Below are 21,988 nucleotides of genomic sequence, written 5' to 3' on the forward strand. Positions count from 1 at the left end.
CCCGCGATGACGCCCTTCAGAACGCCACCCACCATTCAGGCTGCTGCAAAGCGCTTGTCCAGATAATCGATGATCACCTTGGACTCGTACATCCAGGTGGTCTGGCCGTTTTCTTCGATACGCAGGCACGGCACCTTGATCTTGCCGCCTTGCTCCAGCAGGGTCTGGCGGTCCTGCTCGTTGTTTTTCGCGTCGCGCAGGGCCACCGGCACGTTCAGGCGGTGCAGGGTACGGCGGGTTTTCACGCAGAAGGGGCAGGCGTGGAACTGGTACAGGGTCAGGCCCTTGGCGGCCTGTTCGACCTGGGCTTGAGCCGCGGCGGGGCGCTGCTGCTTGCGTGGGCGGGTGATGAAGTCGATGAAGATGATGAGCTGGCCCAGGCCGACTCGAAGCGCTTTGACGATCACGATATTGCCTCTTGCCCATGAAAGAAGGGGCGGCAGCTTACCTGATTTTTGCCAGGCGAAAAAAAACCGGCGATGAACGCCGGTTCTTTCGGGCAGCCCTGTTACTTGATCAGGCTGAGAAACTCGCTGCGGGTCGCTGCGTTTTCGCGGAATTCGCCCAGCATCACCGAGGTGATCATCGACGAGTTCTGCTTCTCCACACCGCGCATCATCATGCACATGTGCTTGGCCTCGATCACCACCGCGACGCCCAGGGCGCCGGTCACTTGCTGGACCGCGTCGGCGATCTGGCGGCTGAGGTTTTCCTGGATCTGCAGACGACGCGCGTACATGTCGACGATGCGCGCGACTTTCGACAGGCCCAGCACCTTGCCGCTCGGAATGTAAGCGACGTGAGCCTTGCCGATGAAAGGCAGCAGGTGGTGCTCGCACAGCGAGTAGAGCTCGATGTCCTTGACCAGCACCATTTCGCTGTTATCGGAGCTGAACAAGGCACCGTTGGTGACTTCTTCCAGCGTTTGTTCATAACCGCGGCAGAGGTACTGCATGGCTTTGGCGGCACGCTTTGGCGTGTCGAGCAGGCCCTCGCGGGAGACGTCTTCGCCCAATTGGCCGAGGATCGCCGTGTAATTCTGTTCCAGGGACATGAAACTACCTGTGGGATTTTACGCAAAGGGCAAGGGTACGGTGGCGGACTCGACGCTGCAAGCGCGACGAAGCGGCTTTACTCGTCGCGGCCTTCCATCATGGTGCGTTTGAGCATCACGTAGACCGCGCCGGCGCCGCCGTGCCTGGCCTGGCACGAGGTGAAGCCGAGCACCTGGGGATGCTGGCGCAGCCAGGTGTTGACGTGGCTCTTGATCATCGGCCGCTTGCCGTCCAGGCGCACGGCCTTGCCGTGGGTGACGCGCACGCAGCGGATCTCGAACTTGGTGGCTTCGGCGAGGAACGCCCAGAGGGTTTCCCGGGCCTTTTCCACGTTCATGCCGTGCAGGTCGAGGCTGCCCTCGAAAGGGATCTGGCCAACCTTGAGCTTGCGCATCTGGCTTTCCTGAACCCCGTCGCGGGCCCACATCAACTCGTCTTCCGGGCCGACGTCGATCACGAACTGATCGGACAGCCCGTCGACGGTGGTGGTCTCGGTACGCACAGTAGCGGACTGGCGCAGCTTGGCGATCTGCGCCCGGTCAGCCTTGGGTTTGCCGGTTTCGGCGCGATCGTGCTTGATCGGCTTGACGCCTTGGATCGCGCTTTTGAATAGGGAAAAATCGTCGTCTTGCATGTCAGCCTCCGCGAAGACCGAGCAGTTTACCCAACTCGACGGGAGAGGGGCGGGACAAAACGTGTGGCCGTCGATTCAGTCATGTTTCTTCATCAGGTGCGGAGCCATGTTCAGGGTTTGCGGCTGGCGCATGCGGCGCCGGCAGCGACGCCACAGCCAGACGCCGACATACAGCAGTAACAGACCGACCGCTAGAATCACCGCAGAACCTGCCGGACTTGCATTCAATTCGCCCAGCGCCGGAGGGCGCCCCAACAGGCTGGCGGCCCCGGCCATCGCCAGCAGCACACCGAAGGTCGCCAGCAACGCGGAAAATCCCGCGCCCAGGCGCAAACGCCAGTTCCGCGGGCCTTTGGGCCGCAGACGACGTGCGTCAAAACCATCGGATATCTTCATTCCGACCTTCCTCAATGGGTATCGGCCCTTCGACCGAAAGATGACCGGGTGGTTCCTGAGGCTAAGGCAATTACGGCAAATGAGAGGCTTTTACGGATGAGCGGCCCGTGGACCGCTCATTGCGGGTCGATCAGATCAGATCTTTGGTCAGGGCGAGGGTGGCGAAGTTGTCCGCCATGATGGCCATTTCGGTCTGTTGCACGTGCTCGGCGCTGAGGATGCCGCCCTTGCAGGGCAGGTCACGGGTGGCGCAGGCGTCTTCCACCAGGGTGCAGCGAAAGCCCAGGTTTTTCGCGGCGCGCACGGTGGTGCTGACACTGGAATGGCTCATGAAGCCGCAGACGATCAGGTCCAGGGAGCCCAGGTCCTGCAGGCGCTTTTCCAGTTCGGTGCCATGGAAGGCGCTCGGCAGCAGCTTGCCGATGATGGTCTCGTCGCCCTGGGGTTCGAGGCCGGGGATGAATTCGCCGCGCTCGCCCTGGGGGTCGAACAGACCGCCGACGGTGCCGAGGTGGCGCACGTGCACGACCGGGCGGCCGGCGGAGCGGGCGGCAGCAACCAGTTGCTTGATGTTGGCGACCGCGGCGTCCATGCCGGACAGGGCCAGCGGACCGCTGAGGTACTCTTTCTGGGCGTCGATGATCACAAGGGTCGCGTGGCTCAAATTAGCCGCTGCATAACCACGACCGCTGAGTTGAAACATCGTCTTTGGAACGGACATTCTGGGGCTCCTGTGAGTGGGGCTTTTGTGACATTGTCCTCTGGCGGAGCGCTTCTGTGAATCGCTACTAACGTAAGGTGCGTGGTTGCTGGCCTACAGCCGTGTCAAGGGGTATGGGGAATCGGGCCGAATGTGGGGAAAAGCGCCTGGACGCCCCGTAGACTCAGATTTTTCATGCGTCGTCCTCAGACGTTTTGGCTGTTAGAATCGCCAGTCGTTTTTTCAGGAGTCTGTCCCGTGATCACTTCCCGCCTGCGCACCCTGCGCGACCACATCCGTTGGGCTGTCAGCCGCTTTCATGGGGAGGATCTGTTTTTCGGCCATGGGACCGACAACGCCTGGGACGAAGCCCGCCAATTGGTACTGGGCGCCTTGCACCTGCCGTGGGAAATCGCCGACAGCTATCTGGACTGCGCGCTGGAAGACGACGAACTGGTCAACCTGCAGCGTCTGCTCAAGCGCCGCATCGAAGAGCGCGTGCCGACCGCCTACCTGTTGGGCGAGGCCTGGTTCTGCGGCCTGTCGTTCATTGTCGACGAGCGCGTATTGATCCCGCGTTCGCCGATCGGCGAGCTGATCGAAAAACGTTTCGAACCCTGGCTGGGTGCCGAGCCTGCGCGGATTCTCGACCTGTGCACCGGTTCCGGCTGCATCGGCATTGCCTGCGCTTATGAGTTCCGCCATGCGGAAGTGGTGCTGGCCGACCTGTCGTTCGAAGCCCTCGAGGTGGCGAACCAGAATATCGAGCGCCATGGCGTCGATGAGCGGGTGTTCACGGTGCAGGGCGACGGTTTCGAGGGTTTGCCGGGCCAGCGTTTCGACCTGATCGTGTCGAACCCGCCCTATGTGGATGCCGAGGACTTCGCCGACATGCCCGAGGAATACCAGCATGAACCGGAGCTGGGCCTGGCCTGTGGCGACGATGGCCTGAACCTGGTGCGGCGCATGCTGGCCGAGGCGGCGGATCATCTGACCGAGAAGGGCCTGTTGATCGTCGAGGTCGGCAACAGCCAGGTTCACGTCGAAGCCCTGTACCCGGAAGTCGACTTCGCCTGGCTGGACTTCGAGCGCGGCGGCCATGGCGTGTTCATGCTCACCGCCGAGCAGTGCCGGCAGCACCAGGCGCTGTTCAGCTCCCGGGTCTGAGCGGCGTTTCTGTAGGAGCGAGCGGGCGGCGATCCGACTTGCCTGCGATCCAGGCACGGGGGTGTGTCTGGACGGACGCTATCGCGAGCAAGCTTCGCTCCTACAGGTATCCGCGCAAGTCTGGAGTCAGCGGTGGGTCGCGATCCAGATCAGCAACCCGGCCTGGAACACCGCAAATGCCACCAGGCAGGTGATGGTAAAGCGCAGTCCGGTGTCTTCGCGCTTGTACTTGGCGACCTTCTCTTCGTGCTTGCGCAGTTTGACTTCCTGTTCTTCGAGGTTCTGCTCGGCCTGCTGCAGCATCTGCGCGGCTTCGAGGATCTCGACGAATTGCAGCTTTTCGGTGTTCCAGTTGACCAGCAGTTCGCCGACCTGCACGTCCTTGACGCTGCCCTTGAGATGCTGGGCATCGGCGTAAACCACATCGAAACCCTGGACCCGCAGGAAATGGTCGCGCCGCAGGCGCGTGGCCTCGTTCAGCGCATCCTTGTTCGCCAGTTCGAAACCGTCCACGCGGTAGTGCGGCCATTTCTTCTGCGCCCAGCTCGCGCCCTGCGCCAGCAGAAAGCGGCCGATGCCACGGTTCGCCGGCTCGATCTGCAGGTTGTCCGGCTCGAAGCGCACCCGACGAGTCGTGTGATCGACCCAGACATCCAGATGATTCTGCTCCTTGCGCACCCGCTGGCCTGGTAGCTGGAGGGTCATGCGCAGCAGGCTGCGTTCCTTGTTGCTGCGCTCGGCGTAACCGAACTCGATAAAGCGCAGGGGCCGTCCGCCGGTGGCGCGATCGGTTTGCAGCGGGGCCAGGCGCAGCATCCGCTGATGCTCGGCATGGACGTCCGCCCACGGCAACGCCACGGCTTCGGGAGCGGGGTTTTCAACCTCGGTTTCGGGAGGGTTCTGGGTATCGGTCATAACGGCGAGATCCTGTCCAAGCGCTGCTTGCCGACGGCAAGTGAACGGCCGGCAAAGGCTTATCGGCCGTTTTTTTCAGGACTGGAGGGGAAAACGCGTCAACGGGCGTGAAGTCCGTCAATAAAACCGATGATGCGGCTGCCGAGTTCCGAGGCCAGGGGCAGCTGCGGATCCTTGTAGGAGGCCAGTTGCCGCTTGACGTCGTTGGGCACGATACGCAGGACATGGTTCATGCCCTCGATCAGCGCCAGTTGGGCGTCCGGCTTGGCGGCCTTGAGCATCTGCGCATCGCCGACACCGACCTGGATATCGTTGCTGCCCTGGACGATCAGCGCCGGCATTTTCAGGCGGGCGAACGCGGCGGCCGGGTCTTGCTTGAACAGAGTGATCAGGTACGGCTGCACGCTGGGGCGGAAGATCACTTCCAGCGGCGGCGGCACGTCGGTGTCGACCCGGCCGGCCTTGAGGCTGTCGAGCAGTTCGTTGCTGCGCAGCATCAGCGGCGCCGGCAGGCGATAGCTCAGTTGCTGGCGCAGTACCTGGTCCACCGGGCGGGCGGTGCCGGAGATGGAAATCACCGCCGCCGCATCGACCTGGGGCGCCGCCAGGGTGGCGATCAGCGCACCTTCGCTGTGGCCGAGCATGATCAACGGGCCCAGGCGCGGGTCGCTCTTGAGTTTTTTGCCCCAGGCCACGGCGTCGGCGACATAGGCGTCGAGGGTCAGGTTGCGTTCGTCCGGGGTGGCGGCAAGGCTGGCGGCCACGCCGCGCTTGTCGTAGCGCACGCTGGCGATGTTGTGTTTGGCCAGCACCCAGGCCAGGCGCTTGAGGCTGTCATTGCGCCCGCCGTCGGGGTTGTTGCCATCGCGGTCGGTGGGGCCGGAGCCGGAGACGATCAGCACCACCGGCACCGGGGCGTCGGACTTGGGCAACAGCAGCGAGCCGTATAACTCGCCGTTGCCAGTGTCCAGGCTGATGGGACGTTGCAACACGGCCGCCTGGACCAGGCCGGTGAACAGGGTAAGGCTCAAGAGAAGAACTCGCAGCATTATCACGCCATCATGAAGAAGGTGCCGGTTGGACTTCCGGGCACGGATAAGGTTCGAGGATGAACTAGTTGGGTAGCCTGCGTATACTGGCGCGCTCAGTAATCCAGATTGAGTTATTTCGGCTGATTTCATGGAGCGTCCTGCATGTCCGGCAATACCTACGGCAAGCTGTTCACTGTCACCACCGCGGGCGAAAGCCATGGACCGGCGTTGGTCGCCATTGTCGACGGCTGCCCACCGGGTCTTGAGCTGTCGCTGGACGATCTGCAGCGCGACCTGGACCGGCGCAAGCCCGGCACCAGCCGCCATACCACCCAGCGCCAGGAAGCCGATGAAGTCGAAATCCTCTCCGGCGTGTTCGAAGGCAAGACCACTGGCTGCTCCATCGGCCTGCTGATCCGCAACACCGACCAGAAGTCCAAGGACTACTCGGCGATCAAGGATCTGTTCCGCCCGGCCCACGCCGATTACACCTACCACCACAAATACGGCATCCGCGATTACCGCGGCGGCGGTCGCAGCTCGGCGCGGGAAACCGCCATGCGCGTGGCGGCCGGGGCCATCGCCAAGAAGTACCTGGCCAGCCAGGGCATCCTGGTGCGTGGCTACATGAGCCAGCTGGGCCCGATCGAAATCCCGTTCAAGACCTGGGATTCGGTGGAAGACAACGCCTTCTTCAGCCCCGACCCGGACAAGGTGCCGGAGCTGGAAGCCTACATGGACCAACTGCGTCGCGATCAGGACTCGGTGGGGGCAAAGATCACCGTGGTCGCCGAGGGCGTGATGCCGGGCCTGGGCGAGCCGATCTTCGACCGCCTGGACGCCGAACTGGCCCACGCGCTGATGAGCATCAACGCGGTCAAGGGCGTGGAGATCGGCGCCGGTTTCGCCAGCGTCGCCCAGCGTGGCACCGAGCATCGCGACGAGCTGACCCCGCAAGGTTTCCTCAGCAACAACGCCGGCGGCATTCTTGGCGGGATTTCCTCCGGCCAGCCGATCGTCGCGCACCTGGCGCTCAAGCCGACCTCCAGCATCACCACTCCGGGCCGCTCGATCGACATCGATGGCAACCCGGTGGACGTCATCACCAAGGGCCGTCACGACCCGTGCGTCGGCATCCGCGCCACGCCGATCGCCGAAGCCATGATGGCCATCGTGCTGATGGATCACCTGCTGCGTCATCGTGGCCAGAACGCCGACGTGCGCGTCAGCACGCCGGTGCTGGGCCAGTTGTAATGGCGTCTCTGCCAGTCGCCACGGTCTGACGGCCGTGGCGGCGCTCCCGTACTGGCGGCTCTCCAGTTTCTATCTGTTCTATTTCGCCTTGCTGGGTTCGACCGCGCCGTTTCTGGCGCTGTACTTCGATCACCTGGGGTTTTCCAGCGCGCGTATCGGCGAGCTGGTGGCGATTCCCATGCTCATGCGCTGCGTGGCGCCGAACATCTGGGGCTGGCTCGGCGACTACACCGGCCGGCGCCTGGCCATTGTGCGTTTTGGCGCGATCTGCACGCTGCTGAGCTTTTCGCTGATTTTCGTCAGCAAGAGCTACGCCTGGCTGGCGATGGTCATGGCCCTGCATGCATTCTTCTGGCATGCGGTACTGCCGCAATTCGAAGTGATCACCCTGGCGCACCTGCAAGGTCAGACCGCTCGCTACAGCCAGATCCGCCTGTGGGGTTCGATCGGCTTCATCCTGACGGTGGTGGCGCTGGGGCGGCTGTTCGAGTGGCTGAGCCTGGACATCTACCCGGCGGCGCTGGTGCTGATCATGGCCGGCATCGTGCTCAGCAGCGCCTGGGTGCCCAATGCCCAGCCTGCGGCCCAGGGCAGTCGCTTGGCCGCCGGGGGCTTTCTTGGCCAGCTGCGCAGCCCCGGTGTCCTGGCCTTCTATGCCTGCGTGGCCTTGATGCAAATGAGCCACGGCCCTTACTACACCTTCCTGACCCTGCACCTGGAACACCTCGGTTACAGCCGCGGCCTGATCGGCCTGCTGTGGGCGCTGGGGGTGGTCGCCGAAGTGCTGATGTTCCTGGCGATGAGCCGGATTCTCTCGCGGTTTTCGGTGCGCCGGGTGCTGCTGGCGAGTTTCCTGCTGGCGGCCCTGCGCTGGCTGCTGCTGGGGGCCTTTGCCGAGCATCTGTGGCTGCTGTTGTTTGCCCAGGTGCTGCATGCCGCGACCTTCGGCAGCTTTCATGCCGCGGCCATTCATTTTGTGCAACGCAGCTTCGGCGACCGCCAGCAGGGCCAGGGCCAGGCCCTGTACGCGGCCCTGGCCGGCACCGGCGGTGCGTTGGGCGCGCTGTATTCCGGCTACAGCTGGAACGCCCTGGGCGCGACATTGACCTTTAGTATTGCAAGCCTCGCAGCGCTGGCGGCAGCGTTTATCATTGCCACACGCATGCAAGAGGAGAGGCCATGAGCCTTAGCCGCGAACAGCTGGCGCAGGAAATCATCGAGGTCGGGCGCTTTCTGTATGCCCGCGGCTGGTCGCCGGCCACCAGCAGCAACTATTCCGCGCGCCTGTCGCCGAGTGAGGTATTGCTCACGGTTTCCGGCAAGCACAAAGGCCAGTTGGGCCTGGATGACGTGCTGGCCGCCGACCTGGCGGGCAACAGCCTGGAACCGGGCAAAAAACCGTCGGCCGAAACCTTGCTGCACACCCAGTTGTACAGCTGGAACCCGCAGATCGGCGCGGTGCTGCATACCCACTCGGTGAATGCCACGGTGCTGTCGCGCCTGACCGCCGAGGACTTTATCGAGTTCGAGGGCTACGAGCTGCAAAAGGCCTTTGCCGGCATTGCCAGCCACGAGTCGCGGCTGCGGGTGCCGATTTTCGACAACGATCAGGACATCGCCCGGCTGGCGGCCAAGGTCCAGCCCTGGCTCGACGCCCATGCCGATTGCGTCGGCTACCTGATTCGCGGTCATGGCCTCTACACCTGGGGCGCGCGCATGAGTGACGCGCAGCGCCAGATCGAGGCCTTCGAGTTCCTGTTCGAGTGCGAGTTGAAGACTCGCGCCCTGTTAAACCGTTAAGGCTGTCTTCGACTGAAGTAGCCACCGCCTGATGACATGCACTGCCTGACCGGCCTGGAAAGCCTGCGGGCACTGCCGATAACGAGGAATTGCCAAGATGAGCAGCCTGTCCGTTTACCACGTATCCAGCCCGGACCTGCCGAACAAGGTGCTGACCCATTTCGACGATATCGCCGCGACCCTGGCCGAGCAGGGCGTGCGTTTCGATCGCTGGCAAGCCGCCACCAGGATCCAGCCGGGCGCCAGCCAGGAAGAAGTGATAAGCGCCTACCAGGAACAGATCGACCGCCTGATGACCGAACGCGGCTACATCACCGTCGATGTGATCAGCCTGAACAGCGATCACCCGCAAAAGGCCGAGCTGCGCGCCAAGTTCCTCGATGAACACCAGCATGCCGAGGACGAGGTGCGCTTTTTCGTCGCCGGTCGCGGCCTGTTCAATCTGCACATCGGCGACTACGTGTACGCCGTGCTCTGCGAGAAGAACGACCTGCTTTCGGTGCCGGCCGGTACCGCGCACTGGTTCGACATGGGCGAGAACCCGTATCTGGTGGCGATCCGCATGTTCAATAACCCAGAAGGTTGGGTCGCCAACTTTACCGGTTCCGATATCGCCAGCCAGTTCCCGCTGCTGGAGGATTGAGCGGATGTCGATCAAGGCCATTCTCACCGACATCGAAGGCACCACCAGCGCGGTGAGTTTTGTCTTCGAGGTGCTGTTTCCCTACGCGGTGCAGCAGCTGCCGGGCTTCGTGCGCAAGCACGCCACCCGGGCCGATGTCGCCGAACAGTTGCAGGCGGTGCGCGAGGCAAGCGGCGAGCCGGCGGCGGATGTCGAGCGGGTGATCGAGATCCTCCTGGGCTGGATCGCGGAAGATCGCAAGTCCACGCCACTCAAGGCGCTGCAAGGCATGGTCTGGGAGCAGGGGTACCGGGCTGGGCAGCTCAAGGGCCATGTCTACCCGGATGCGGTAGAGGCGTTGCAGCACTGGCACCAGGCTGGGTATCGGTTGTACGTCTATTCGTCGGGTTCGATCCAGGCGCAGAAGCTGATTTTCGGTCGCTCCATTGCCGGGGACCTGACGCCGCTGTTCAGCGGTTTTTTCGACACTACTTCGGGGCCGAAGCGGGAGATGCAGTCTTACCGGCGTATTACCCAGGCCATCGGTTGTGCGCCTGAACAGATTCTCTTTCTGTCCGATATCGTCCAGGAGCTGGATGCGGCCCAGTCCGCCGGCCTGGCTACCTGCGGCCTGGTGCGCGAAGGCGGGGAACTGGCGGGGCATGCGAATGTGGCGAGCTTCGCCGAGATCGATCCGCAGCGCTTCTGAAACCAATCAGGCCGTGTCAGCGCAAGGCTGGCACGGCCTGAATGGGGCTATCCATATTGGTGGGGCTATCCGTCATATATCCGTTGTCACCGCGAATCCACAGCGGTGCGGATTTAAACCGAGTGATACGTCGGCAGGGCAAAACGGTTCTGGCTTTGCAGCAGGGAAATCTGCGGCAATTCGCTGGCCTGCTCGGCCAGGTCGCGACGCAACGCACTGATCACCCACGACAGCTGATCGCCCGCATGCAACTGTGCATAAGAGATCGAGCGCTTGAGCTGTTTACCTTCACTGTTACGCAGCGTCAGCAGGATGCCGCCATCGGGACGTGGCTGAGTGGTCACTTCGTAGTTGGAGAACAGAGAAGCGAATTTTTCTTGGATCAGGCTCATGTCTATCAGCTCCATGGTTCTTGAATGGCAAACCTGGAGTGATAGGTGCAGTGATTGTGCCAGCACTGTATTTTTTAAAAATCGTTATAAATCAATTATTTATGATTTTTCGTGATTTGCGGGTCCGTGCAATTTGCATGAATGGCCATCGTGCATCCTGCATTTTGCGAGATCGGCGCCGCGGGCAAGGGCAGGGGCCTAACCCTGTGACTGGCGGTTCACGCAAAAGATTCAGCCGGCAAGCCCGGCCCTCGAGTGCGAGGAAGCCGGCATCACGGGGGAGATACAAAACTTTGCAAAAACTCCGTGTACAGGCCAAGAAGCGCTGACGTATTTTTTCGCCAGCAACAGGCTTTGCCGCGATCCTTTTGCAAAGCCCCAAGCCTCGATGTTCCGGGCTGTACAGGTCAATCAGACGCTTCACCGACATGGACAGTCATGCGTCGTGATCCTCTGGGTCGCAGGCGCCTGATAATAAGAAAATAGGACGTCATCCATGAACGCCATGCTCTGTATTACTGCCAATAACGCACCCCCTGTTCCTCCCCAGTTTGCCGTGGCGGCCCGCCCTCGGCCCCCAGCCGAATAGCCCTATCGACCCTTGTCTGCCTGCCGGCCCGGCCCGTGCAGGATCCTTTTGCGTCGAACAGGAGCCGTCATGAGCACTCATCAGCACGACATGATCACTTGGGGCATGATGCTGCGAAAGCTGCCCTCCATCGCCCGGGCGTTGCCGCGGGTCATCAAGGGCATGCGGATAGCCAACGTCAAGCGTGCCGACCAGCCCTGCGGACTGGGTTGGACCTTCGAGCAGGCCACGCAACGCAACCCCGACGGCCCGGCGCTGCTGTACGGCGACCGGGTGTTGAGTTATGCACAGGCCAACCAGTGGGCCAACCGGATCGCCCATTACCTGGCGAGCCAGGGCATCGGCAAGGGCGACGTGGTGGCGATCTTCGTCGAGAACCGTCCCGAGTTGCTGGTGACTGTGCTGGCGGTGGCCAAGCTCGGCGGCATCTGCGCCATGCTCAATACGGCGCAGACTGGCAGCGTGCTGGTGCACAGCGTGAACCTGGTGAAGCCGGTGGCCATGATCGTCGGCGGCGAATTGCTGGACGCTTATTCGGCGATTCGTGACCAGGTCGCCATCGACGAGGCGCGTACCTGGTTCATCGCCGATCCAGATGCAGCGCCCGGGCCAACGCCCGCCGGTTGCATCGACCTGATGGCCGCCAGCGCCAACAGCGCCTCGACCAATCCCCCGAGTACCGCGCGGATCTACCTCGACGATCCGTGCTTCTATATCTACACCTCGGGCACCACCGGGCTGCCCAAGGCCGGCATTTTCAAGCACGGGCGCTGGATGCGCACCTCGGCCAGCTTCGGCATGATTGCCCTCGATATGCAGCCGGCCGACATCCTCTACTGCACCTTGCCGCTGTATCACGCCACCGGGCTGTGCGTGTGCTGGGGCTCGGCCATCAGCGGAGCCTCGGGCTTCGCCATTCGCCGCAAGTTCAGCGCCAGCCGGTTCTGGGAAGACACCCGCCGGTTCAAGGCCACCACCATCGGCTATGTGGGCGAGCTGTGCCGTTACCTGATCGACCAGCCCGCCAGCGAGCACGACCGTGACAACGGCGTGGTGAAGATGGTCGGCAACGGCCTGCGCCCCGGCGTGTGGGGGCCGTTCAAACAGCGTTTCGGTGTAGAGCATATCTGTGAGCTGTATGCCGCCAGCGACGGCAATATCGGCTTTACCAACGTGCTCAACTTCGACAATACCGTGGGCTTTTCCCTGGCGCCCTGGGCGCTGGTGGAATACGCCCACGACACCTGTGCGCCGATCCGCAACGGCTCGGGCTTCATGCAGAAGGTCGCCCGGGGCGGGCAGGGCCTGCTGCTGGCGAAGATCGACGACAAGGCGCCGCTGGACGGCTATACCGAGCCGGAAAAGAACCTGAAGGTGATCCTCACCGACGTGTTCGAGAAGGGTGACCGTTACTTCAATACCGGTGACCTGCTGCGCGATATCGGTTTCGGCCATGCGCAGTTCATCGATCGCCTGGGCGATACCTATCGCTGGAAGGGCGAAAACGTCTCCACCACCGAAGTGGAGAACATCCTCCTGCAACATCCGCAGGTCGCCGAGGCGGTGGCCTATGGCGTCGAGGTGCACAACACCAACGGTCGCGCCGGGATGGCGGCGATCACCCCGGCCGAGTCCCTGGCGACCCTGGATTTCACCGAACTGTTGCAGTTCGCCCGCGAGCATCTGCCGGGCTACGCGGTACCGCTGTTCCTGCGGGTCAAGGTGAAGATGGAGACCACCGGCACCTTCAAGTACCAGAAGACCCGGCTCAAGGAAGAAGCCTTCGACCCGGCGAAAACCGGCGGCGATCCGGTGTACGCCTGGCTGCCGGGGTCAGCGACCTACGTCCAGGTGACGGAGGCGGTCCTGGCGGACATTTGCGCCGGCCGGCACCGTTATTGATTCTGGCTATGGCCGCTCTTGAGAAAAAAGGGATGACAGGGCTGGAGCGGCTTGGGGACACTAGCAACTTTCCGATTGACCGAAAGTGGAGTTCCCGATGTCAGACAACAGCCGCCAGATGACCGCAGAAGAAGCCGCCGCGTTTACCGAGCAGGTCTTCAACGTCGCACGTCAAGGCGACGCCCAGATGCTCGACAAGCTGGCGAGCAACGGTCTGCCGGTCAACCTGCGCAATCACAAGGGCGACACCCTGCTGATGCTGGCCAGCTACTACGGGCATGTGGACGCGGTGCAGGTGCTGCTCAAGCACAAGGCCGACCCCGAGATCCGTAACGACAACGGCCAGAGCCCGATCGCCGGCGCGGCCTTCAAGGGCGACCTGGCGGTGGTCAAGGCGCTGGTGGAAGGCGGTGCCGAGGTGGAAGGTTCGTCCTTCGACGGGCGCACCGCGCTGATGATGGCGGCGATGTTCAACCGTACGGAAATCGTCGACTACCTGATCGGCAAGGGCGCCAACCCGCGGGCCACCGACGCCAACGGCGTGAGCGCGCTGGACGCGGCGAAGACCATGGGCGCCCTCGACACCACCGCGCAGTTGCAGAAGTTGCTGGGTTGAACGGCGCATACCCTCGGGCCAAGGCCAGGCCTTGGTCGCGGTGGTAGGTTCGGGGGGCGGGTTTAGGCTATCCTGCGCGCCCGTAATTGACCCGTAACAGGATTCGCCCCATGAAAACCGTCCTCGCCGAACTCATCAGCAAAATCAGCTCCGGCTGCATGGGCGAAGAAGAAATCCTGCGGATCGCCGACGAAGCCGCCCAGGCCTACGCCGATCCCCAGGCCTTCCTGGCCGCCAATCCGGACATCAACTACGACGACAGCTTCCCGATCCCGCTGGGCGAATGGGTGGTGGTCGGCAGCCTGCCGGACACCGTGCTGTTCCAGGCCGACAGCTACATGGACCTGTTCGCGCAGATCGTCGCGTCTTTCGGCCCGGGCGTGGCGTTCAACATCAAGCCCAAGCAACTGGCCAAGACCGAGGCCCTGACCGCGCTCAACCGCATCCAGATCCAGATGGGCAGCATGAACCCGGAGAACGGCGGCTACGTGCTGATGAACTTCAGCCAGTTGCTGGACGACGAGCTGCAAGTGGTGCTGGTCTACGGCAACGACGTGCCGCGCGTGCTGGAGCTGTGCGCCGAAGCCAGCATCGCCGCCGCACCGTCCCTGGAAGCGCTCAAGGTTGCGGTTCACGTCTGAGCGGCCGAGCCACAGGCCCGACCGCGCAGGCAATAAAAAGGAACCCCGGCGCTGGCCGACTATCCTAAGTGGGCAAGCCCTCACTTAGGAGCGACACCATGGGTTCCACCTTCAATACGCTGGTCGGCCTGATCATCCTCGCGCTGGACATCTGGGCGATCATCAATGTGCTTAAAAGCAGTGCCGAAACCGGGATGAAAATCCTCTGGGTGTTGCTGATCATCCTGTTGCCGGTGCTGGGCCTGATCATCTGGGCGATTGCCGGGCCGCGCGGTAACGTAAGGTTCTGAAGGCTGGCGCCGGTTCGAAAAAGGGCCGCCAGGCCCTTTTTTATGTGACCAAATATGCGCTGCACGAAATTTTCACAAAGTCTCCATGACAATCCGCCAGCGCTGTTTTTCCGCCGCACCCCGTGCGATCTCCGCTGCGATCCCTGACTCCGGGCCATTGCCGGCTGGGTGAGGGCGCCTGCCAGTAATCAATGGCAATGCCGCTGCTGATCGTGCAACATTTGCGCACCGCGCCATCCCCCCAGCCCTGAAGGGCTACAAGAGGGCAAAGCGCAGCTGCATTTTTTTCGCAACTTCAACTTCCATTGGGTCCTAAAACGATATGGCAAACCCGGACGCCCTGAGTCAGCAGCGAGCCTCGAGTCGCCTGCTGCAACCGACCGTCAAATCGCATCTGGCTTATACGCTGCTCTGCGCGCTGGCCATGATGGTCATGCTGTCTTTGCTGCGCGTGGCGCTGCTGGTCTACAACCGCGAGATGATCCTCGACACACCGGCTTCGACCTTCCTTGAAGCCTTCGCCAACGGCCTGCGCTTCGACGTGCGCCTGGTGGTCTACCTCAGCATCCCGCTGCTGCTGGCGCTGTTCAGTGCCCGGGCCATGGCGGCTCGCGGTTTCTTCCGCTTCTGGCTGACCATCGTTTCGAGCATCGCGCTGTTCCTCGGCCTGATGGAGATGGACTTCTACCGCGAGTTCCACCAGCGCCTCAACGGCCTGGTCTTCCAGTATGTGAAGGAAGACCCGAAAACCGTGATGAGCATGCTCTGGTACGGCTTCCCGGTGGTGCGCTACCTGCTGGCCTGGGCGATCGGCACCTGGCTGCTGAGCCTGGCGTTCAAGGGCGCCGACCGCGCGACCCGGCCACGCGGCCCGTTCAGCGGCGGCAGCATCGGCACCCGGCAGGTCGCCCCGTGGTACGCCCGTATCGGCGTCTTCGTGGTCTGCCTGCTGGTCTGCGTGGTCGCTGCTCGTGGCACCCTGCGCCAGGGCCCGCCACTGCGCTGGGGTGACGTCTACACCACCGAATCGAACTTCGCCAACCAGCTGGGCCTCAACGGCACGCTGTCGCTGGTCGAAGCGGCCAAGAGCCGGATGGGCGAAGACCGCAGCAATATCTGGAAAGCCACCCTGCCGCAGCCTGAAGCGCAGCAAGTGGTGCGCGACCTGCTGGTGATGCCGGACGACAAGCTGGTGGACGCCGATATCGCCGCCGTGCGCCGCGACTACACGCCACCGGCCGACAAGACCCTGCCGATCAAGAACGTGGTCGTGATCCTGATGGAAAGCATGGCCGGTCACTCGGTGGGTGCCCTGGGCGCTCCGGGCAACATCACCCCCTACCTGGACAAGCTGTCCAAGGAAGGCCTGCTGTTCGACCGCTTCTTCTCCAACGGCACCCATACCCACCAGGGCATGTTCGCCACCATGGCCTGCTTCCCCAACCTGCCGGGTTTCGAATACCTGATGCAGACCCCGGAAGGCAGCCACAAGCTGTCCGGCCTGCCGCAGGTGCTGAGCGCCCGCAAGTATGACGACGTATACGTCTACAACGGCGATTTCGCCTGGGACAACCAGTCGGGCTTCTTCAGCAACCAGGGCATGACCAACTTCGTCGGTCGCAACGACTTCGTCGATCCGGTGTTCTCCGATCCGACCTGGGGCGTGTCCGACCAGGACATGTTCAACCGTGGCCTGGAAGAGTTGAAGGCGCGGGAAAACGGCAAGCCGTTCTATGCCCTGCTGCAGACCCTGTCCAACCACACCCCGTACGCCTTGCCGACGCCGTTGCCGGTGGAGAAGGTGACCGACCGTGGCAGCCTCAACGAACACCTGACCGCCATGCGCTACGCCGACTGGGCCCTGGGCCAGTTCTTCGAGAAGGCGCGCAAGGAGCCGTACTTCAAGGAAACGCTGTTCGTGATCGTGGGTGACCATGGTTTCGGCAACGAGCGCCAGATCACCGAAATGGACCTGGGCCGCTTCAACGTGCCGATGCTGCTGATCGCCCCGGGCATCCAGGAAAAATTCGGCCAGCGCAACCACACCGTGGGTACCCAGGTCGATATCGTGCCGACCATCATGGGCCGCCTGGGGGGCGAAGTGCGTCACCAGTGCTGGGGCCGCGACCTGCTCAACCTGCCGGAAGGCGACACCGGCTTTGGCGTGATCAAGCCGTCGGGCAGCGAGCAGACCACCGCCATCGTCACCGCCGACCAGATCCTGGTGCTGCCGCGCGAGAAGGAAATGGCGCCGAAGATCTACCAGTACGAACTGGGCGCCAATCCCCATGCCGAAGTGGTGCCGGACGCACCGCGTACCGCCGAGCTGAAGCACAAGCTGGAAGCCTTCCTGCAAACCGCTACCAAGAGCCTGCTGGATAACACCGCAGGCGTGGTGCACGGCACGCCGGACTGATTGATCGCGCTACTGAAAAAGAGGCCCTCGGGCCTCTTTTTTTTCGACGGTTGAACAGCATCGAACATGAACGACCGAAGCCTATATCCGGCCCAGCAACACCAGAATCAGCAACACCACCAGGATCACGCCGATGATGCCGGACGGGCCATAACCCCAGCTTCTGGAGTGCGGGAACACTGGAAGACCACCGATCAGCAGAAGAATCAGAATAATGATCAGGATTGTTTCCATGTCATTGTCCTTATTGGAGGATCGAAGGCGCGGCTGGATTAGCAGGCAACTGATCCGCACCGCTTAATCATTCGGACTCCGGGCTTTGCAGGATGATTCCAAGTTTTTTTAATGCTTTTTGCACGCCGGACTATTTCTTTTCGTACCTGCCGCCAGTGGCCATCGAATTGAACGTGCAATGCCCTGGAAGTCGCACCGAGGCCCCGGTTTGCCTGGGGCATTCAGCAATCTGATGGTGCGTGGGCGGCACAAAATCCTTCGCTACACTCGCCTCATCTTTCCCGGAACAACAAGGCAACTCCTATGCAAAATCGCATGATGATCACTGGCGCCGGATCCGGCCTGGGTCGCGAAATCGCTCTGCGCTGGGCGCGCGAAGGCTGGCAGTTGGCCTTGTCGGATGTCAGCGAACCCGGCCTGCAGGAAACCCTCAGGCTGGTGCGCGAAGCCGGTGGCGACGGTTTCGTGCAACGCTGCGATGTACGCGACTACAGCCAGTTGACCGCCTTCGCCCAGGCCTGCGAGGTCAAGCTCGGCGGCATCGATGTGATCGTCAATAACGCCGGCGTGGCGTCCGGCGGTTTCTTCAGCGAGTTGTCCCTGGAGGACTGGGACTGGCAGATCGCGATCAACCTGATGGGCGTGGTCAAGGGCTGCAAGGCGTTCCTGCCGCTGCTGGAAAAGAGCAAGGGCCGGATCATCAACATCGCCTCGATGGCAGCGCTGATGCAGGGCCCGGCCATGAGCAACTACAACGTGGCCAAGGCCGGCGTGGTGGCCCTGTCCGAAAGCCTGCTGATCGAGCTGGCCCAGCAGGAAATCGGCGTGCACGTGGTATGCCCGTCGTTCTTCCAGACCAACCTGCTGGATTCGTTCCGCGGCCCGACCCCGGCGATGAAGGCCCAGGTCGGCAAGCTGCTGGAGAGCTCGCCGATCAGCGCGGCGGACATCGCCGACTACATCTACACCCGGGTCGCCGCGGGTGAATTCATGATCCTGCCCCACGAACAGGGGCGCATGGCCTGGGCGCTGAAGCAGAAGAACCCGCAGCTGCTGTACGACGAAATGACCCTCATGGCCGACAAGATGCGCGCCAAGGCCAGGCAAAACGCCAGCTGAACTTGCTCCTGCCCCGACGCATCGTCAGGGTTGCCAGCATCTGGCATTCCTGACGAGACGGATCTACATCATCGCGTCGATCGGCTGGCTGGGCGTGGCGGAGCGGGTGCGGCCGCCGAGTTCGGACTGGCCGGGAATCAGTCGAACAATTCCTTGGGCACGTCGTGCTTGAGCATCAGTTGGCACTGCTCGCTGTCCGGGTCGAACACTATCACCGCCTGGCCCTTGGTCAGCGCCTGGCGCACGCGCAGGACCCGGGTTTCCAGCGGGGTGTCGTCGCCATTGTCGGTGCCGTCGCGGGTGACGAAGTCTTCGATCAGGCGGGTCAGGGTGTCGACTTCCAGTTGGTCATGGGGAATCAGCATAGGGGCCTCCGGCAAACAATCCCGGATCCTACTGCGCCGGGCCCCGCGCGGCTAGGCAAACCTCGCGCGGGGCCCGGCTTTTCACTTCAGGGCTTATCGCCTCAGGACTTTTGCCCCACCAGGCTGTCCACCGACGGCACCCGGGTGTCGCTTTCCATTTGCGCGTCGTGCTCCAGCTGATGGCTGAAGCGGTCCAGGGAACCCTGGGCCGGCTGCGCGTCGCTGGCGAATACCGGCGAGCTGAGGATGTAGGCGCCCAGCAGGCGACTGAGGGCTGCCAGGCTGTCGATATGGGTACGCTCGTAGCCGTGGGTGGCGTCGCAACCGAAGGCCAGCAGGGCGGTGCGGATATCGTGGCCGGCGGTGACCGCCGAATGGGCATCGCTGAAGTAGTAGCGGAACAGGTCGCGGCGCACCGGCAGCTCGTGTTCCGTGGCCAGGCGCAGCAGGTGGCGCGACAGGTGATAGTCGTAAGGCCCGCCGGAGTCCTGCATAGCCACGCTCACCGCGTGCTCGCTGGAGTGCTGGCCGGGGGCGACCGGGGCGATGTCGATGCCGACGAATTCGCTGACATCCCAGGGCAGGGCCGCCGCCGCGCCACTGCCGGTTTCTTCGGTGATGGTGAACAGCGGATGGCAGTCGATCATCAGCGGCTCGCCGCTGTCGACTATGGCCTTGAGCGCGGCCAGCAGCGCGGCGACCCCGGCCTTGTCATCGAGGTGGCGGGCGCTGATATGGCCGCTTTCGGTGAACTCCGGCAAGGGGTCGAACGCGACGAAATCGCCGACGCCGATGCCCAGCGACTCACAGTCGGCGCGGGTGGTGCAGTAGGCGTCCAGGCGCAATTCGATGTGGTCCCAGCTGATGGGCATCTCGTCCACCGCGGTGTTGAAGGCGTGCCCGGAGGCCATCAGCGGCAACACGCTGCCGCGCACTACGCCGTTGTCGGTGAACAGGCTGACCCGGCTGCCTTCGGCGAACCGGCTGGACCAGCAGCCCACCGGGGCCAGGCTCAGGCGGCCGTTGTCTTTCACCGCGCGCACGCTGGCGCCGATGGTGTCCAGGTGCGCCGAGACGGCGCGGTCGGGGCTGTTCTTCTGGCCCTTGAGGGTGGCGCGAATGGTCCCGCGGCGGGTCAGCTCGAAGGGTATGCCCAGTTCTTCCAGGCGCTCGGCCACATACCGCACTATGGTGTCGGTGAAGCCGGTGGGGCTGGGAATGGCGAGCATTTCCAGGAGGACTTTCTGCAGGTAGTTGAGGTCCGGTTCGGGAATCGATCGGGTCATGGAAACTCCTGGTGAAGTGGAGCCAGTGAGTGCGTCATCGCGGGCACAGATATTCATGTAGGAGCGAGGCTTGCCCGCGATGAGGCCGGTACCGTCAGCACATGGCTTTCAGACCGCCGGCTGACTATGAGGAAACAACAGGTCGACGAACCGCTCCGCCGTCGGCTGCGGTTCATGGTTGGCCAGGCCGGCGCGCTCGTTGGCCTCGATGAACACGTACTGCGGCTGGTCGGCCGCCGGCACCATCAGGTCGAGGCCGACCATGGGAATATCCAGCGCCCGCGCCGCGCGGATCGCCGCGTCCACCAGCTGCGGATGCAGAATCGCGGTGACATCCTCCAGGGTGCCGCCGGTATGCAGGTTGGCGGTGCGCCGCACGAACAGCCGTTCGCCGGCCGGCAGGATGCTGTCGTAGCCATGCCCGGCGGCTCGCAGGGTGCGCTGGGTTTCGTGGTCCAGGGGGATCTTGCTTTCGCCGCCGGTGGCGGCCTGGCGGCGCCGGCTTTGCGCTTCGATCAGCTCGCCTATGGAATGCTGGCCGTCGCCGATCACCTCGGCCGGCCGGCGAATGGCCGCGGCGACCACCTCGAAGCCGATCACCAGAATGCGCAGGTCCAGGCCCTCGTGGAAGCTCTCGAGCAACACCCGGCTGTCGAACCGCCGGGCGTTGTCGATCGCTTGTTGCAGCTCTTCGATGGTTTGCAGATCCACGGCCACACCTTGGCCTTGTTCCCCGTCGAGTGGCTTGGCCACCACCCGTTCATGCTCGTCGAGAAACGCCAGGTTGTCGTCGGCGTTGCCCGCGAGTTGTTGCGCCGGCAGGTTCAGCCCGGCCTGTTTCAGCACCTTGTGGGTCAGGCTCTTGTCCTGGCACAGGCTCATGCTGATGGCGCTGGTCAGATCGCTGAGGGACTCACGGCAGCGCACCCGGCGACCTCCATGGCTGAGGGTGAACATCCCGGCTTCGGCGTCGTCGACCTGCACGTCGATGCCGCGGCGATGGGCTTCCTCGACGATGATCCGCGCATAAGGGTTGAACGCCGCCTCGGGCCCGGGGCCGAGGAACAGCGGCTGGTTGATGCCGTTCTTGCGCTTGATGGCGAAGGTGGACAGGGTGCGAAAGCCCAGCTTGGCGTAGAGGCACTTGGCCTGGCGATTGTCGTGCAGCACCGACAGGTCGAGGTAGCTCAGGCCGCGGCTCATGAAGTGTTCGATCAGGTGCCGGACCAGCACTTCGCCGACCCCCGGGCGGGTGCAGTGCGGGTCCACCGCCAGGCACCAGAGGCTGCTGCCGTGTTCCGGATCGTGAAAGGCCTTCTGGTGATCCAGGCCCATGACGCTGCCGATCACTGCGCCGCTGTCTTCGTCTTCGGCCAGCCAGTACACCGGCCCGCCGGCATGGCGCGGGGTCAGCAGGCTCGGGTCGACCGGCAGCATGTTACGGGCCAGGTACAGCTGGTTGATGGCCTGCCAGTCCGTCGCGCTCTGCGCCCGGCGGATGCGGAAGCCGCGAAACACCCGGGTGGCCTGGCGGTAGTCGCTGAACCACAGGCGCAGGGTGTCCGAGGGGTCGAGGAACAACTGGGTCGGTTCCAGGCCGAGAATCTGCTGCGGCGCGGCGACATACAGGGCGATGTCGCGTTCGCCGGGGTGCTCGTTGAGCAGCTCCTCGGCCAGGCTCGTCGGGTCGGGAAAGGTATGGCCGATCAGCAGCCGGCCCCAGCCGCAGTGCACGGCGATGGGGGCGGTGCCGAGGGCGCTGCGGTCTTCGGCAAAACGCGCCTGCAGACGTTCGTAGGAGGGCGCCTGACCGCGCAGCAAGCGTTGGCTGTAAGCCGTGGCGTGGGGTTTCATG

Annotated in this window: 24 protein-coding genes; 12 read left to right on the plus strand and 12 right to left on the minus strand. The window is 63.3% G+C overall.

The window, feature by feature from the left end:
• Positions 1-35: 35 nt before the first annotated feature.
• The 5 genes from ACTJKT_RS05895 to ACTJKT_RS05915 form a co-directional block, all read right to left on the minus strand.
• A complete protein-coding gene (locus ACTJKT_RS05895; protein ID WP_009045049.1) occupies positions 36-407 on the minus strand; it encodes a glutathione S-transferase N-terminal domain-containing protein in 372 nt (123 codons plus the stop codon).
• 101 nt (positions 408-508) lie between these two features.
• Positions 509-1,054 (minus strand): GTP cyclohydrolase I FolE, encoded by a 546-nt coding sequence (folE, locus tag ACTJKT_RS05900; protein WP_003204506.1) that lies wholly within the window; start codon positions 1,052-1,054, stop codon positions 509-511.
• A 77-nt stretch (positions 1,055-1,131) separates the two neighbouring features.
• The gene (locus ACTJKT_RS05905; RefSeq protein WP_440786475.1) at positions 1,132-1,689 is read right to left on the minus strand and encodes a Smr/MutS family protein; all 558 of its coding nucleotides are present in this window, start codon (positions 1,687-1,689) and stop codon (positions 1,132-1,134) included.
• A gap of 75 nt (positions 1,690-1,764) precedes the next feature.
• Positions 1,765-2,085 carry a hypothetical protein gene (locus ACTJKT_RS05910; RefSeq protein ID WP_007932271.1) on the minus strand — a complete coding sequence of 107 codons (321 nt, stop codon included), beginning with the start codon at positions 2,083-2,085 and terminating at the stop codon, positions 1,765-1,767.
• A 130-nt stretch (positions 2,086-2,215) separates the two neighbouring features.
• Positions 2,216-2,806 (minus strand): cysteine hydrolase family protein, encoded by a 591-nt coding sequence (locus ACTJKT_RS05915; protein WP_101283137.1) that lies wholly within the window; start codon positions 2,804-2,806, stop codon positions 2,216-2,218.
• Between the two features lie 237 nt (positions 2,807-3,043).
• Between ACTJKT_RS05915 and prmB the strand changes: the two genes are divergently transcribed.
• Positions 3,044-3,952 (plus strand): 50S ribosomal protein L3 N(5)-glutamine methyltransferase, encoded by a 909-nt coding sequence (gene prmB / locus ACTJKT_RS05920; RefSeq protein ID WP_009050201.1) that lies wholly within the window; start codon positions 3,044-3,046, stop codon positions 3,950-3,952.
• A gap of 126 nt (positions 3,953-4,078) precedes the next feature.
• On the opposite strand, the gene ACTJKT_RS05925 is transcribed toward prmB, so the two are convergent.
• Both ACTJKT_RS05925 and ACTJKT_RS05930 read right to left on the minus strand, forming a co-directional pair.
• Entirely contained in the window at positions 4,079-4,867 is a 789-nt protein-coding gene (locus ACTJKT_RS05925; RefSeq protein WP_440786476.1) for a hypothetical protein, read from the minus strand.
• Positions 4,868-4,965: 98 nt separating this feature from the next.
• Positions 4,966-5,964, minus strand: coding sequence for an alpha/beta hydrolase (locus tag ACTJKT_RS05930; RefSeq protein WP_169914954.1), 999 nt, complete (start codon positions 5,962-5,964; stop codon positions 4,966-4,968).
• Between the two features lie 96 nt (positions 5,965-6,060).
• Here ACTJKT_RS05930 and aroC point away from each other — a divergent pair, with 96 nt between their 5' ends.
• From aroC to mtnC, 5 genes are all read left to right on the plus strand, one after another.
• Positions 6,061-7,152 carry a chorismate synthase gene (aroC, locus tag ACTJKT_RS05935; protein WP_440786477.1) on the plus strand — a complete coding sequence of 364 codons (1,092 nt, stop codon included), beginning with the start codon at positions 6,061-6,063 and terminating at the stop codon, positions 7,150-7,152.
• A gap of 34 nt (positions 7,153-7,186) precedes the next feature.
• Positions 7,187-8,335: an MFS transporter gene (locus ACTJKT_RS05940; protein ID WP_440786478.1), complete on the plus strand. Its 1,149-nt coding sequence runs from the start codon at positions 7,187-7,189 to the stop codon at positions 8,333-8,335.
• Entirely contained in the window at positions 8,332-8,952 is a 621-nt protein-coding gene (locus tag ACTJKT_RS05945) for a methylthioribulose 1-phosphate dehydratase (RefSeq protein WP_440786479.1), read from the plus strand. The genes ACTJKT_RS05940 and ACTJKT_RS05945 overlap by 4 nt, the downstream gene beginning before the upstream one ends.
• Positions 8,953-9,049: 97 nt before the next feature.
• Positions 9,050-9,595, plus strand: coding sequence for a 1,2-dihydroxy-3-keto-5-methylthiopentene dioxygenase (locus ACTJKT_RS05950; protein WP_440786480.1), 546 nt, complete (start codon positions 9,050-9,052; stop codon positions 9,593-9,595).
• A 4-nt stretch (positions 9,596-9,599) separates the two neighbouring features.
• Positions 9,600-10,283 (plus strand): acireductone synthase, encoded by a 684-nt coding sequence (gene mtnC / locus ACTJKT_RS05955; protein WP_440786481.1) that lies wholly within the window; start codon positions 9,600-9,602, stop codon positions 10,281-10,283.
• A 113-nt stretch (positions 10,284-10,396) separates the two neighbouring features.
• Here the strand turns inward: mtnC and ACTJKT_RS05960 are convergent, their stop codons facing one another.
• The gene (locus ACTJKT_RS05960) at positions 10,397-10,675 is read right to left on the minus strand and encodes a DUF3509 domain-containing protein (RefSeq protein ID WP_025805576.1); all 279 of its coding nucleotides are present in this window, start codon (positions 10,673-10,675) and stop codon (positions 10,397-10,399) included.
• A gap of 658 nt (positions 10,676-11,333) precedes the next feature.
• Between ACTJKT_RS05960 and ACTJKT_RS05965 the strand changes: the two genes are divergently transcribed.
• The 5 genes from ACTJKT_RS05965 (at position 11,334) to ACTJKT_RS05985 (ending at position 17,129) form a co-directional block, all read left to right on the plus strand.
• Positions 11,334-13,166, plus strand: a complete 1,833-nt coding sequence (locus ACTJKT_RS05965) for a long-chain-acyl-CoA synthetase (protein ID WP_440786482.1) — start codon at positions 11,334-11,336, stop codon at positions 13,164-13,166.
• 97 nt (positions 13,167-13,263) lie between these two features.
• Positions 13,264-13,782, plus strand: a complete 519-nt coding sequence (locus ACTJKT_RS05970; protein WP_440786483.1) for an ankyrin repeat domain-containing protein — start codon at positions 13,264-13,266, stop codon at positions 13,780-13,782.
• A gap of 110 nt (positions 13,783-13,892) precedes the next feature.
• On the plus strand, positions 13,893-14,423 hold the full coding sequence (locus ACTJKT_RS05975) for a hypothetical protein (RefSeq protein ID WP_440786484.1): 531 nt from the start codon (positions 13,893-13,895) through the stop codon (positions 14,421-14,423).
• A gap of 98 nt (positions 14,424-14,521) precedes the next feature.
• Entirely contained in the window at positions 14,522-14,713 is a 192-nt protein-coding gene (locus tag ACTJKT_RS05980) for a PLDc N-terminal domain-containing protein (protein WP_009050190.1), read from the plus strand.
• Between the two features lie 322 nt (positions 14,714-15,035).
• Entirely contained in the window at positions 15,036-17,129 is a 2,094-nt protein-coding gene (locus ACTJKT_RS05985; RefSeq protein WP_440786485.1) for an LTA synthase family protein, read from the plus strand.
• 81 nt (positions 17,130-17,210) lie between these two features.
• On the opposite strand, the gene ACTJKT_RS05990 is transcribed toward ACTJKT_RS05985, so the two are convergent.
• A complete protein-coding gene (locus ACTJKT_RS05990) occupies positions 17,211-17,363 on the minus strand; it encodes a DUF3309 family protein (RefSeq protein ID WP_440786486.1) in 153 nt (50 codons plus the stop codon).
• Between the two features lie 303 nt (positions 17,364-17,666).
• On the opposite strand from ACTJKT_RS05990, the gene ACTJKT_RS05995 reads away from it, so the two are divergent.
• Positions 17,667-18,482 (plus strand): SDR family oxidoreductase, encoded by an 816-nt coding sequence (locus ACTJKT_RS05995; protein WP_440786487.1) that lies wholly within the window; start codon positions 17,667-17,669, stop codon positions 18,480-18,482.
• A gap of 137 nt (positions 18,483-18,619) precedes the next feature.
• On the opposite strand, the gene ACTJKT_RS06000 is transcribed toward ACTJKT_RS05995, so the two are convergent.
• From ACTJKT_RS06000 to ngg, 3 genes are all read right to left on the minus strand, one after another.
• Positions 18,620-18,847, minus strand: a complete 228-nt coding sequence (locus tag ACTJKT_RS06000) for a YheU family protein (protein WP_007932245.1) — start codon at positions 18,845-18,847, stop codon at positions 18,620-18,622.
• 101 nt (positions 18,848-18,948) lie between these two features.
• Complete coding sequence (locus ACTJKT_RS06005) at positions 18,949-20,133, minus strand: osmoprotectant NAGGN system M42 family peptidase (protein WP_440786488.1); 1,185 nt, start codon at positions 20,131-20,133, stop codon at positions 18,949-18,951.
• A gap of 108 nt (positions 20,134-20,241) precedes the next feature.
• Entirely contained in the window at positions 20,242-21,987 is a 1,746-nt protein-coding gene (gene ngg / locus ACTJKT_RS06010) for an N-acetylglutaminylglutamine synthetase (protein WP_440786489.1), read from the minus strand.
• Position 21,988: the final 1 nt, after the last annotated feature.

The organism is Pseudomonas sp. 22526 (assembly GCF_052044735.1).
Lineage (GTDB): Bacteria > Pseudomonadota > Gammaproteobacteria > Pseudomonadales > Pseudomonadaceae > Aquipseudomonas > Aquipseudomonas piscium.